The 13,040-nt window shown below is 62.2% G+C and carries 12 protein-coding genes and 1 pseudogene; 5 read left to right on the forward strand and 8 right to left on the reverse strand.

The window, feature by feature from the left end:
- Positions 1–130: 130 nt before the first annotated feature.
- Positions 131–1,366 carry a sterol desaturase family protein gene (locus BLW24_RS06170; RefSeq protein ID WP_090378023.1) on the reverse strand — a complete coding sequence of 412 codons (1,236 nt, stop codon included), beginning with the start codon at positions 1,364–1,366 and terminating at the stop codon, positions 131–133.
- Positions 1,367–1,561: 195 nt separating this feature from the next.
- Between BLW24_RS06170 and elbB the strand changes: the two genes are divergently transcribed.
- Together elbB and BLW24_RS06180 are read left to right on the forward strand one after the other, a co-directional pair.
- Entirely contained in the window at positions 1,562–2,224 is a 663-nt protein-coding gene (gene elbB / locus BLW24_RS06175) for an isoprenoid biosynthesis glyoxalase ElbB (protein ID WP_090378026.1), read from the forward strand.
- A gap of 129 nt (positions 2,225–2,353) precedes the next feature.
- Positions 2,354–2,824 carry a thioesterase family protein gene (locus tag BLW24_RS06180; protein WP_090378029.1) on the forward strand — a complete coding sequence of 157 codons (471 nt, stop codon included), beginning with the start codon at positions 2,354–2,356 and terminating at the stop codon, positions 2,822–2,824.
- A gap of 3 nt (positions 2,825–2,827) precedes the next feature.
- Here BLW24_RS06180 and BLW24_RS06185 read toward each other — a convergent pair whose 3' ends face one another.
- Both BLW24_RS06185 and BLW24_RS06190 read right to left on the reverse strand, forming a co-directional pair.
- Positions 2,828–3,280, reverse strand: coding sequence for a YaiI/YqxD family protein (locus BLW24_RS06185; RefSeq protein WP_090378032.1), 453 nt, complete (start codon positions 3,278–3,280; stop codon positions 2,828–2,830).
- Positions 3,281–3,343: 63 nt separating this feature from the next.
- Positions 3,344–5,236 (reverse strand): annotated as a pseudogene (locus BLW24_RS06190) (FTR1 family protein).
- Positions 5,237–5,357: 121 nt separating this feature from the next.
- Here BLW24_RS06190 and BLW24_RS06195 point away from each other — a divergent pair.
- Positions 5,358–6,131 (forward strand): SDR family NAD(P)-dependent oxidoreductase, encoded by a 774-nt coding sequence (locus tag BLW24_RS06195; RefSeq protein WP_090378034.1) that lies wholly within the window; start codon positions 5,358–5,360, stop codon positions 6,129–6,131.
- Positions 6,132–6,146: 15 nt separating this feature from the next.
- Here the strand turns inward: BLW24_RS06195 and rhtB are convergent, their stop codons facing one another.
- The 4 genes from rhtB to BLW24_RS06215 form a co-directional block, all read right to left on the reverse strand.
- Positions 6,147–6,776, reverse strand: a complete 630-nt coding sequence (rhtB, locus tag BLW24_RS06200) for a homoserine/homoserine lactone efflux protein (protein ID WP_090378037.1) — start codon at positions 6,774–6,776, stop codon at positions 6,147–6,149.
- 79 nt (positions 6,777–6,855) lie between these two features.
- A complete protein-coding gene (locus BLW24_RS06205; protein WP_090378040.1) occupies positions 6,856–7,623 on the reverse strand; it encodes a TerC family protein in 768 nt (255 codons plus the stop codon).
- Between the two features lie 6 nt (positions 7,624–7,629).
- The gene (locus tag BLW24_RS06210; protein ID WP_420875030.1) at positions 7,630–8,184 is read right to left on the reverse strand and encodes a mechanosensitive ion channel domain-containing protein; all 555 of its coding nucleotides are present in this window, start codon (positions 8,182–8,184) and stop codon (positions 7,630–7,632) included.
- 29 nt (positions 8,185–8,213) lie between these two features.
- Entirely contained in the window at positions 8,214–10,124 is a 1,911-nt protein-coding gene (locus tag BLW24_RS06215) for an ATP-binding cassette domain-containing protein (RefSeq protein ID WP_090378044.1), read from the reverse strand.
- A gap of 97 nt (positions 10,125–10,221) precedes the next feature.
- Here BLW24_RS06215 and BLW24_RS06220 point away from each other — a divergent pair, with 97 nt between their 5' ends.
- Positions 10,222–11,202, forward strand: coding sequence for an IS5 family transposase (locus BLW24_RS06220; protein ID WP_090378047.1), 981 nt, complete (start codon positions 10,222–10,224; stop codon positions 11,200–11,202).
- Positions 11,203–11,638: 436 nt separating this feature from the next.
- Positions 11,639–12,103: a TIGR02444 family protein gene (locus tag BLW24_RS06225; RefSeq protein ID WP_090378050.1), complete on the forward strand. Its 465-nt coding sequence runs from the start codon at positions 11,639–11,641 to the stop codon at positions 12,101–12,103.
- On the opposite strand, the gene BLW24_RS06230 is transcribed toward BLW24_RS06225, so the two are convergent.
- A complete protein-coding gene (locus tag BLW24_RS06230) occupies positions 12,100–12,975 on the reverse strand; it encodes an AlgP family protein (protein WP_090378053.1) in 876 nt (291 codons plus the stop codon). The genes BLW24_RS06225 and BLW24_RS06230 overlap by 4 nt on opposite strands.
- Positions 12,976–13,040 lie beyond the last annotated feature (65 nt).

Here is a 13,040-nt window from a genome sequence, read left to right on the forward strand (position 1 = left end):
ATAGCGCCACGACCGACGCGAGGATATGCCGGAAAAGCAGGCAGGTAGCCCGAATCGCCAGGCTTAAACGCATAACGGTGGAGCAGGCCTGCGCCTGTCCACCGTTATCGAGCCCAGCTGCTGTCTCTACCTAAGCAGGCACGGGAGTATGTCCGCGCGGGGTCCAGAACAGCGCACCGGCACTGAGCAGGCTGTAACCGAGCAGCAGCGCCCAGAGCAGTGGCTGAGCGGTCAGCAGGCCAAGCTGCAGGGCCAGCCAGACCGCGGGCAGGTTGAGCAGCAGACGCAGCATTTCCCAACGCCTGGCCGTTGGCCGGTTTTCCAGCCAGCTGCCGATGACCGTCAGCCCCACGGCCATCCAGACGATGCCCAGCAGCGCCTGCGTCAGGTTAAGTTCTTCGCCCATGCCCAGCAGCACAGTGCCCGCCACTACGTAGAGGCTGAACTGCACACCGGCATAGAGTTTCTGCGCCAGGCTCAGCGGCACGTCGAATTTGACGAACTGGCTGAGGTCCGGCTTGCTCTGCGGGTACTTGGCCGCAACATCGGCCGGGCGCCAGCCGGTACGCATAAACCAGATGCGCAGCTTGTCCCACCAGGACTCGGCCCGCACCGCGTCACGCCACAGCGCGACATAGAACTGCGCATTGGCCCACAGCGGATTCCAGCTGGCCAGCGGCGTGGTCACACCAAAGATCACCGGATATTCATCCAGCTCCTCCTGAAAGGTGCCGAACAGGCGATCCCAGAGAATGAACACACCGCCGTAATTGCGATCCATATACACAGCATTCTGCGCATGGTGCACGCGGTGGTTAGACGGAGTGATAAAGAACCACTCGAACCAGCCCAGTTTGGGAATGTGCCGGGTATGCACCCAGAACTGATAAAGCAGGTTCAGCGCTGCCACGGTAAGGAATACCAGCGGCGGCACACCGATCAGCGCCATCGGCAGGTAGAAGATCCAGCCGAAGATGAAACCGGCACTGGTCTGCCGCAACGCCGTGGAGAGGTTGTAGTCCTCGCTCTGGTGATGCACCGAGTGCGCCGCCCAGAGTACGTTGCGCTCGTGGCCCAGACGATGGTTCCAGTAGTAGCAGAAGTCGTAGAGGACGAAGGCGAACAGCCAGACCCACAGGCTGCAGGCCGACAACTCGAACAGGCCGATGTGCTGCCAGGCCAGGGTGTAGGTGAGCAGCCCGACGGCCTTGGTCAGCAGGCCCACGGTGGTCGACAGCACCCCGGCACTGAGGCTGTTGACGGCATCGGAGAAACGGTAAGTGCTGACCCCGCGCCAGCGGTCGAGCAGCAGCTCCAGGGCGATCAAGGCAAAGAAGAACGGTACGGCATAGAGGATGTAATTCATGGTTTCACCGGTTGCATAGAATCGCCATATCGCTGCACGAGGCTAACGGCTAGGATTGCTCAATAAATCCTAGCCCAGCGCCAAATCCGCCTCGCGGCGCGCCATGCCAACCTGGGTGGCATATGGCGACATTAGGGTTCAGGCGACGACAAGACACGACTCAATTCGGTACAGCTGGTTATTCAGGAGAACTTGATGAACAAGAAAGTCGCGGTGATTCTTTCCGGCTGTGGCGTCTATGACGGCGCGGAAATCCATGAAAGCGTGATCACCCTGCTACGCCTCGATCAGCGCGGCGCGCAGGTGCAGTGCTTTGCCCCCAACGTGCCGCAGCTGCATGTGGTCGACCACTACAGCGGCGACGAGACAGATGAAACGCGCAACGTTCTGGTGGAGTCGGCGCGCATTGCCCGCGGCCAGATCAAGGACGTCAAGGACCTACATGTCGGCGACTTCGATGCGCTGATCCTGCCCGGCGGCTTCGGTGCAGCGAAAAACCTCTCCGACTTCGCCATCAGCGGCGCCAACTGCACGGTGCAGCCGGATGTGTTGACGGCCGCCCAGGCCTTCGTCAAGGCGGGCAAACCGGTCGGCCTGATCTGCATCGCCCCGGCGCTGGCGGCGAAAATCTTCGGCCCAGGCGTGGTCTGCACCATCGGCAACGATCACGACACCGCCGCCGCACTGACCCAGATGGGCGCGGTGCATCACGAGTGCGAAGTCAGCGAAATTGTCGAAGATACTCAACGCAAGCTGGTGACCACCCCGGCCTATATGCTCGCCCAATCGATCAGTGAAGCCGCATCGGGGATCAACAAGCTGGTGGATCGGGTGCTGGAGCTTAGCCACCCGGCCTAACTCTGCGGCCTGATCAGCCGGCCGATAGCACGCCAATCACGCCAATGCGCGCGGCACTCCAGCCGCGCCACTGGTCACAGCGGCCCCAGTGCGGCAGGTTGATCATCCATCCGCCCAGGCACGACTCCCATGAGCAACTCCCCTTTCGAGCTGACCGCCGAGCTGCAACAAGCAGTGAGCAGCTTCTTCCAGCGCATTCCGTTCAATCAGGTACTCGGTATCGAGCTGGATGAGCTAAGCGCCCAGCGCGTAACCATGCACCTGCCGATGAAGCCCGAACTGATCGGCAATTTCGTTCACGGCATTCTGCATGGTGGGGTGATTTCCTCGCTGCTGGATGTAGCCGGCGGGGCCATGGCGCTGATCGGCGCATTCGACAAACACCAGCACCTGTCCAGTGCCGAACGCATGACGCGGCTGTCCAAACTCGGCACCATCGACTTGCGCATCGACTACCTGCGCCCCGGCCGTGGCCAGCGCTTTACCGCCAGCGCCGTGCTGCTGCGTACCGGCAACAAGGTGGCGGTGGTGCGCAGCGAACTGCACAGCGACGACGGCACCCTGGTGGCTGTCGGCACTGGCACTTATCTGTGCGGCTAATGGCTAAGCCCGCTGCAAACGGGTGAGGATGCGATCCAGTGAATTGGCAAACGCCTGCTTGTCGCGCTCGCCATACGGCGGCTGACCGCCGCCGACCTGGCCCAGTTCGCGCAGCTCGGTAAACAGGTTACGCACGGCCAGTTTGTCGCCCATGTTGCGCTCATCGAACTCGCGACCACGCGGATCAAGCGCGGCCACGCCCTTCTTCACCAGGCGATCGGCCAGCGGCACGTCGCTGCAGATCACCAGCTCCCCCGGCAGCGCATGCTCCACCAGGTAATCATCGGCCGCATCCGGGCCGCTGGGCACCACGATCAGCCGTACGCAGCTGTAGGCCGGCTTGATTTGCGCCTGGCCCGCCACCAGCAGCACCTCGAAGCGCCGCTTCAAGGCGAACTTCACCACCTGATCCTTGGCCGCCTTGGGGCAGGCATCAGCATCAATCCAGACTCGCATCACCCGGTACTCTCCAGACGCAACAAAGCCGGCATGGTAAGCCATGCCGGCAGCCGCTGTGCGTCAAGCCTGCATCAGACGGCGACGCTCGCCCAACCAGCTACGCCCATACAGCAGCGTAATGGCCACCAGGGCCGTGGCCTGCGCCGCCAGGCTGTAGGCGTCATCATGGATGCCCAGCCAGTCGAACTCGAAGAAGGCTACCGGTTGCGTGCCGAGCACCCCGGCTTCCTGCAACGCCGCTACACCGTGGCCAGCGAACGCCACCGAAAGCACACAGAGCAGCACGGCATTGGCGCCGAAGAAGGTCGCCAGCCGCAGTTTGCGTGAGCCGCGCAGGATCACCCAGGCCAAGCCAAGCAGCAGCACCAGCGCGGCCGCCGCGCCGGCCAGGACCATACCGTGGCCTTGCGGGCCGGCCTGCAGCCAGAGGGTTTCATAGAACAGGATGACTTCGAACAACTCGCGATACACCGAGAAAAACGCCAGCACGGCAAAACCGAAACACCCACCGCCACCGACCAGGCTGCTCTTGATGTAGTCCTGCCAGGCCGCCGCATGCCGGCGGTCATGCATCCACACCCCGAGCCAGAGCACCATCACGCTGGCAAACAGCGCAGTCACGCCTTCCAGCAGTTCACGCTGCGCGCCGCTGACGTCGATCAGGTAGGCCGCCAGCGCCCAGGTGGCCACCCCGGCTAACAGTGCCAGGCCCCAACCGATGTGCACACTGCGCACCGCCTGCTGCTGACCGGTGTTGCGCAGGAAGGCGAGAATCGCCGCCAACACCAGAATCGCCTCCAGTCCTTCACGCAGCAGGATCAGCAGGCTGGAAAAGAAGCTCAGCGAACTCGACAGGCCGTCGCTATCGAGCAAGGCGGCCGAGGTCGCCAGCTCGGCCTTGGCCAGCTCCAGCCGTTGCGCCGCCTGCGGCACCGACAAGCCATCCTGCAATGCCTGGCGGTAAGCCATCAGCGCACGCTCGGTGGTCTTGCGTTGCACCGAGTCGAGGTTATCCAGGGCGCTTTCGACCAGCTCGAAGCCCTCCAGATAAGCGCCGACGGACAAGTCATAGGCCTGCTCATGATCGCCTGCCCGGTAGGCAGCCAGGCTCTGCTCCAGGGTCGCGCGAGTGTGTTCGATCAACTGCAGCGGGCCGCGCTGCTACACCGGTGGCTGAGCCCGCTGGACGCGAAAGCGCGCAGCCGCTTCCTCGCCCTGCGCGGCGAGAACTTCATCCGGGGTTGTACCGGCCAACACCGCCATCGTAAACGGCGAACCGGCAGCAACCGGCTCGGCACTGAAGCCGGCAATATAACTGGCCAGGTCCCAGCGCTTACGCTCATCCAGCTGATCGGCAAAAGCCGCCATATCGGTGCCGTCGATGCCCAAGCCGATGGTGTTGAACAGGTCATACAGGCTCAATCGATTCAGCCGCGCCAAGGCGCGCAGATTGGCCGGTGGCGGCTCCAGGCTGATGCCCGCCGGCCCATCACCCGCACCGCTGTCGCCATGGCAGACGCTGCAGTGCTGGGCGAACAGCGGCGCGCCACGGCTGGGGTCGGGGGTGATGGCCGGGGTCTGGCTGACGCCATAAGCGCTGGCCAGGGTTGCGGCCAACTGCCGTGCCTGCTGAGCAACCTGGCTACCCTCGACACGCCGCTCAATGCCCTGGCGCAGACTGGCAACGCCCTGCTCCAGCTCGACCTGTTCGCTACGCGCCGGCAGCGCAACGATCAGCCCTTGCAGTACAGTAAGAAACTCAAGCTGTTCACGGTACTCGCTGGAGTCGATCACCTGACCATTGGCCACGGTGGCCGGGTAGTCAGCGCCCAGGTAACCGAGCAGATGCAACGCTTGCGCCGCGCCCTCGATGGGCTCGGCCATAACAGCCAGGCTGCACAGTGCCAGCACGGGCACCAGCAACCAGCTGCAGAAACGCAATACGGAAGACATATAGGAGTTGATCCCAAATACGAATGGATGACATTCGATTGTTACCCTCCTAACGACTTTCCTCAACCACTGATCGACCATGGCCCGCGACGGATCGTCGCAACAGCACAGGAGTGATGCGATGAGTTTTTGGCAACGCCTGGATGAACCGGCGCATGTTGCGGTTTGCGGCGCCAGCCGGGGGATCGGCCTGGCATTGACCGCACAATTGCTCGCCCGTGCCGATGTCGCCGGGGTCTGGGCCATCGCCCGCCAGGCCAGTCAGACGCCCGGCCTGACTGAGCTGCAAGCGCAATATAGTCAACGCCTGCACTGTCTGGATGTGGATGTATGCGATGAACAGGCGCTGAGCGAGCTGGCCGCGCATTTGCGCACCGCCATCCCGCGCCTGCATCTGCTGCTGTGCACGGTTGGCGTGCTGCAGGACGGCGCGGCGAAAGCCGAGAAGGGCCTTAGCCAGATCACGCTTGAGGGATTGCTGGCAACCTTTCAGCGCAACAGCTTTGCACCGATTCTGCTGCTCAAGCACCTGTTGCCACTGCTACGCGGCCAGCATGCCTGCACGGTGGCGGCGCTGTCGGCGCGGGTAGGTTCGATTGGCGACAACCGCCTCGGCGGTTGGTACAGCTACCGCGCCAGCAAGGCCGCGCTGAACCAGTTGCTACACACCGCGAGCATCGAGTTGAGCCGGATGAACCCCAACAGCTGCGTACTCAGCCTGCACCCTGGTACGACTGACACCGCCCTGTCGAAACCCTTTCAGGCCAATGTGCCCGCTGACAAGCTGTTTAGCCCGAGCTATTCAGCCGAATGCCTGCTGGCGCAGATCGAACAGCACGGCCCGGCGCAGACCGGCACGTTCTGGGGCTGGGACGGCCAGCCGATTCCCTGGTAGCGATACCCGCGCAGTTCAGACCGGCGCGCGGCGCACGCTGGCCAGCAATGCCGCCGCGCCGACAAACAGCGCACCAAAGGTGCGGTTCATCAGCTTCTGCTGGCGAGGCAAACGCAGCGCGCCCAACACCCGGGCAGCCAGACCGGTATAGCCGGCCATGACGATCAGGTCGACGCAGATCATGGTCACACCCATCACCAGGTACTGCATCAGCAGCGGCGCCTGCGGGTTGAGGAACTGTGGCAGCACCGCGAGCATAAAGACAATCGCCTTGGGGTTGCTGAAGTTGACCAGAAAACCGCGCAGCACCAGGGTCAGCGGGCGACCGATGGGGCGCTCGGTCTGCGTGGTCATATCGCTGGGCAGCGCCTGCCACTGGCGATAACCGAGGTACACCAGATAGACCACGCCAAACCACTTGATCAGGCTGAAGGCCAATTCCGACGCCGCCAGAATCGCCCCGACACCAGCGGCGACGATGGCGATCTGCAAAGCCAGGCCCAGCTGCAGACCCAGGGCATTCCAGTAACCGCGCACAAACCCGTATTGCAGCCCGGCCGACATCGAGGCAATCGCCCCGGCGCCCGGCGACAGGCTGATGACCCAACAGGCCACAAAGAACGCAAGCCAGGTTTCCAGGGCCATGGCAGATACCTCAAACAGAAAATAAAAAGGGGTAGGCCGCTAGCCTACCCCTTGTTGGGTTACTCGCCCAGCCGGCTCATCAGTCCGGCGAACCCTTACGCAGCTGTACCGGTTCCAGCTCTTCTTCCTTGCGCGCGCGGGCACGCGCCGTACGCATACGGATGTTGACGGCTTCCACCGCCAGCGAGAAGGCCATGGCGAAGTACACATAACCCTTCGGCACATGCACCTCGAAGGCTTCGGCGATCAACACGGTACCGACCACGATCAGGAACGACAGGGCGAGGATTTTCAGGCTCGGGTGCTTGTCGATGAAATCACTGATGGTGCCAGCCGACAGCATCATCACGAACACCGAAATCACAATGGCCGCAACCATCACCGGCACGTTGTCGACCAGGCCGACCGCGGTGATCACCGAGTCCAGGGAGAAGACGATGTCGCTGATCGCGATCTGCACGATGATGCCCATAAAGCCATAGGTCTTGCCGCCAACGGCTTGGGCTTCTTCTTCGCCCTCCAGGCTGTGGAAGATCTCCGCCGTGCTCTTCCACAACAGGAACAGACCACCGAAGAACAGGATCAGATCACGCCCGGAGAAGCCCTGGTCGAACACATGGAACAGATCGGCCGTCAGGCGCATCACCCAGCTGATCGACAGCAGCAGGAGAATCCGTGTGCCCATCGCCAGCGCCAGGCCGAAGAAGCGCGCTTTGGGTTGCTGATGCTTGGGCAGGCGGCTGACCAGAATCGAGATAAAGATGATGTTGTCGATACCCAGGACAATTTCCAAGGCAGTCAGGGTCAGAAACGCGACCCAGAGTTCAGGGCTGGCCAACCATTCCATAATTGCTTAACCCTCGGAATTACGCGGCGTAGGGAGTTCGCCATTGCGCCAGCGGCGCACGGCTTTTTGGAAAAACAGGCTATTGGGAATCTGTACCCAGGCTCCCGGCGCATCACCGCTGAGGTCTTCCAGGGTGGTGTAGAACAGATTGATCGCCACCACTCGACCGCGCACGCCAGGCTTATCGGCACTTTCCAGCACCTCGACGCAATCGCCAAGGCGAAACGGCCCCATAGCGAAGATCAACAGCGCGCAGAACATGTTCGACAACACGCTCCAGATGGCGAAAAAGGCAATCGCTGCCACAGCTGCAAAACCCGTGAGTGCCGTCCACAGCACCTGCGCCGAAACACCCAGGCGCTCCAGCACCAGCATAAATGCGCTACCCAGCACCAACCAGCGCAGCAGGCCGCGCAGCGGCATCAGCAATTCGGCCGGCAACTGCGGGTAGCGGTTGCCGAGGCGAGTGATGCCACGGGTGAGGATGCGCTGAAACAGCCAGGCCAGCAGCACAATCAGGATCACCTGGCCGGCGCGCAGCAACGGCTCTTGCCAGGTCATCAGCCACTCCAGGGTCGGCAGGGTGATGTTCAACTGGCGGCCTCCAGCTCAGCTTGCAGGGCTTCGAGGGTTTCCAGCGCGAGCATCCAGCGCTCTTCCAGGTCGGCTTCACGGCTTTTCAGCTTGGCCTGTTCGGCCAGGGCGTCACGCAGCTCGTCCTTGCGCGCGGCTTCGTAGATGCCGCTGTCGCCCAGGCGCGCTTCGACGGCGGCGAGCTTCTCGTGCAACTGGCCCAGCTCTTTCTCCAGTTTGTCGGCTTCACGCTTGTGCGGCGCCAACTGCTGACGCAAGGCCGCTGCGGCCTGGCGCTGCACACGCTTGTCGGATTTGTCCGGATTGCTTTCGCCACTGCTCGCCGGTGCTTGCCGCGTGCGGTAATCCACCAGCAAGCGGGCGTAGTCTTCCAGATCGCCATCGAACGGCTGCACCTGACCATCGGCGACCAGCAGGAACTCGTCAGTGGTGCTCTTGAGCAAGTGGCGATCGTGGGACACCACTACCACTGCGCCGCTGAACTCCTGCAGGGCCATGGTCAGCGCCAGGCGCATTTCCAGGTCGAGGTGGTTGGTCGGCTCATCGAGTAGCAGCAGGTTGGGCTTGCCCCAGGCAATCAGCGCCAGGGCCAGACGGGCTTTCTCACCGCCGGAGAAATTCAGCACCGGCTCGTCACAGCGCGGGCCGCGGAAATCGAAGCCACCGAGGAAATCGCGCAGGGTCTGCTCGCGTTCGGTCGGCGCCAGGCGCTGGAAGTGCAGCAGCGGGCTGGCCTTGTCATCCAGGGCGTCGAGCTGATGCTGGGCAAAATAGCCGACCACCAAGTTCTCGCCGCGCTGCAGATGGCCGCTGATCGGTTGCAACTCGTTCGCCAGGTTCTTGATCAGGGTCGATTTGCCCGCGCCGTTCGGCCCGAGCAGGCCCAGGCGCGCACCAGGCGCCAGACTCAGTTTGACCTTCTCCAGCACTACCTTGTCGCCGTAGCCCAGGCGACCTTCGCTAAGACTGAGCAGCGGGCTGGAGATCTTGTCCGCCTCACGGAAGCTGAAGTCGAAGGGCGAATCGACGTGCGCTGCCGACAGCTCTTCCATGCGCTCCAGCGCCTTGATCCGGCTCTGCGCCTGGCGCGCCTTGGTGGCCTGGGCCTTGAAGCGGGCGATGTATTTTTCCATGTGCGCGCGCTGCGCCTGCTGCTTCTCGTACGCCTGTTGCTGCTGCGCCAGACGCTCGGCACGGGTGCGCTCGAAGGCCGAGTAGCCACCGCGATAGAGGGTCAGTTTCTGCTGATCGAGGTGGGCAACGTGGTCCACTACGGCATCCAGGAAATCGCGGTCATGGGAGATCAGCAGCAAGGTACCGGGGTAACCTTTCAGCCAGCTTTCCAGCCAGAGAATCGCGTCGAGGTCGAGGTGGTTGGTCGGCTCGTCGAGCAACAACAAGTCAGACGGGCACATCAACGCCTGCGCCAGGTTCAGACGCATGCGCCAACCACCGGAAAAATCACCGACGCGGCGATCCATCTGCGCGCTGTCAAAACCCAGGCCGGCGAGCAACTTGCGCGCACGGGCATCGGCGCTGTAGCCGTCGAGGGTATCGAGTTCGGTGTGCAACCGCGCCACGGCGGCGCCGTCATGGGCGGCTTCGGCTTGCACCAACTCGGCCTGCACGCGGCGCAGCCGTACGTCGCCATCGAGCACATAGTCCACCGCCTGGCGCTCGACCGCGTCGATCTCCTGACGCATATGCGCCACGCGCCAATCGGCGGGAATCAGGCAATCGCCCGCGTCGGCACTCAGCTCGCCACGCAACAGGGCAAACAGGCTGGATTTGCCGGCACCGTTGGCGCCGATCAGGCCGGCTTTGTGGCCGGGGTGCAGGGTCATCTCGGCGTCTTCTAGCAGACGCTGAGGACCACGCTGTAAAGTCAGGTTCTGGAGTCGGATCATAATGGCGGCGGAGTCTACCAGAGTCCCTTTAGGGAAACTCTGAATAAGTCTTCCTGATTTTGGCAAAATGCCCGGACGCCACCCACCGAGTTTTCCGATGAAGCAGATGACCTTCGCCGATGCCGAGTACGCCGGCAAGCGCAAGCAGACCCGCAAAGAGTTGTTCCTGATCGAGATGGATCGGGTGGTGCCGTGGAAGGGCTTGATTGCCCTGATCGATCCACATTACCCCAAGGGTGAAGGCGGTCGCCCGGCGTACCCGTTGATGGCGATGCTGCGTGTTCATCTGATGCAAAACTGGCTCGGTTACAGCGATCCTGCGATGGAAGAGGCGCTGTACGAAACGACCATTCTGCGGCAGTTCGCCGGGTTGAGCCTGGAGCGTATCCCTGACGAAACCACCATCCTCAACTTCCGTCGCGTACTGGAAAAAAACGAACTGGCGGCTGGCATCTTGGCTGTGATCAACGGCTACCTGGGGGATCGCGGCCTGTCCCTGCGCCAGGGCACCATCGTCGATGCGACGTTGATCAATGCGCCCAGCTCGACCAAAAACAAAGACGGTAAACGCGACCCGGAGATGCACCAGACCAAGAAGGGCAACCAGTACTACTTCGGCATGAAGGCCCACATCGGTGTGGATGACAAGTCTGGACTGGTGCACAGCGTGGTGGGCACGGCGGCCAACGTGGCGGACGTCACCCAGGTGGATAAGCTGCTGCATGGCGACGAGAACGTGGTTTGTACCGACGCAGGTTACACCGGTGTGGAAAAGCGTCCGGAGTATGAGGGTCGGAAGGTTATCTGGCAGGTGGCGGCACGCCGCAGCACCTACAAGAAACTCGATAAGCGCAGCGCGCTATACAAAGCCAAGCGCAAGATCGAGAAGGCCAAAGCCCAGGTGCGCGCCAAGGTCGAGCACCCGTTTCGGGTGATCAAGCGGCAGTTCGGCTATGTGAAGACGCGCTTCCGCGGCCTGGCCAAGAACACGGCGCAGTTGGTCACGCTGTTTGCGCTGTCGAACCTGTGGATGGCACGCAGACATTTACTGGCAACTGCAGGAGAGGTGCGCCCGTAATATGGGCAATAGCCGCCGCGAGGTGCTCGCGGCGGCTAAAAACACAAAAATAAGCGGATGATATGATCGTTTTTGATCGATTTTCCGCTTTCAAAATCAGCGGAGGCTGAAGTCGGCCTGAAACGCATGGCTACTTCAGAGGATCCTTAGGGTCTGTTCCCGTTTCATCGCGAGCCGCGTTGCTGCGGAAAATGGCCCCCGGTTAGGCGCAGGACGCAAGTAATGCGTCATTCCCTTGCCAAGTCCTGCAACAACAGCGGGGGCCATTTCCCACGCAACCCAAAGGGCCGGGCCTGTTTTTGCGCGATACTGCGTTTCTCGACACTCATTTGGAACAACCAAACTTCGTGTCTCGTGCCTTGCCTCGCGTAAAAACAGGCTCCGGCGCGGCCGTGAATGAAAGGGGAATAGACCCTAGTGAAACCCGGAAAGCACCATGCCTACTGACCTGTGGCGATTCGCCGAAGCACTGTATCAACGCCCTGGCGTCGAGGCCGCGTGCCTGCTGCTGCAAACGCAGGGAGCTGATGTGTGCCTGCTGCTCTGCGCTGCCTGGCTGGAACGCCGGCAGATTATCTGCAGTAACGAGCGCAGCGAAGCGTTGCGCAATATCGCGCAGCCCTGGCAACAGCAGGTGGTGGTGCCGCTGCGCCAATTGCGGCAGAGCTGGCGTGAGCCGGCGCAGCGCGATAACGCCCTGGTGCAATTACGTGAGCAGGTCAAACAGCTGGAGCTGGCCGCAGAACGCGAGCAGCTGGAGCGCCTGGCGGCCTGTACTCAAGACTGGCCGAGCAACGCGGAGAACGCACCGCTGAATTGGCTGGAAAGCCTGGCTCCCCAGCCGAGCAACCACGATGCGCTGCAAACGCTGCGCATCGCGGCGGCACAGCTCAGCGCTTAAACAGCACTTGGCGGGGTACTACCATTGCTGCCGGCAGATGTAGCAGGCGCATCGGCAACCGGGGCGTTAGCCACTACTGGCTTGGCGGCAGCCGGTTTAGCGGCAGCTTTCTTCACAACCGGCTTGGCCGCAGGTTTTGCAGCTGGCTTGGCCGCAGGCTTGCTGGTGGGCTTAGCCGCTGGAGCCTTTTTCACCGCAGGTTTAGCCGCTGCCTTGGCAGGCTGCGCCACCGGCTTGCTAGCTGCAGGCTTGGCTGCGCTGGCTGCTGGTTTCTTCGCCGCCGGCATGGCTGCTGGCTTGGCCGCGACGGGAGCCTTGCTGACAGCTTTGGCCGGAGCCTTGGCGGCTGGCGCAGCAGCTTTAGTGGCAGGTTTAGCCGCTGGCTTGCTGGCAGCGGGTTTGGCCGGGGCCTTCGTTGCGGCTGGCTTGGCAGCCGGTTTGACCGCAGCGGCCTTGGCCGAACGGCTGTCCAGCGCTTTGCCTACGGCTTCTTTAACTTTGCCGACGCCCTGGGCCAGCTTCAGGCTTTCCTGTGCATCGCGCTTGAGGTTGGCGATATAGCTGCGGGTTTCACTCTGACGGTCTTTCAGGGTATCGAGCAGCTGCTCCAGTTCTGCCACGGCATCTTTGCTTTTGGCCTGGGCCTTGGCTTTGCCGGCGACTGCGGCATCCTGCATTTTGCTGCGGGCTTTGTGCAACTTTTCCTGGGCCTTGCCGCGTTGCTTTTCCAGCTTGGCGAGCAGCTTCTCGGCATCAACCAAAGCGCGTGTGCAAGCATCTTCAAGATGCTCAAGCAGGCTGCTGGAAAGTTGCTGCAGCAGATGCAGCGGAGTACTCACTGATTTCTTCTTTGCATTCTTTGTAGCCGACATGACTCGCCTCCTGGCGGATGAAGATGGCGTCATACTAGACCTCCTTTTGCCCGCCTTGCCACCTC

Origin of the sequence: Pseudomonas anguilliseptica, from assembly GCF_900105355.1 — a bacterium.
Classification (GTDB): Bacteria; Pseudomonadota; Gammaproteobacteria; order Pseudomonadales; family Pseudomonadaceae; genus Aquipseudomonas; species Aquipseudomonas anguilliseptica.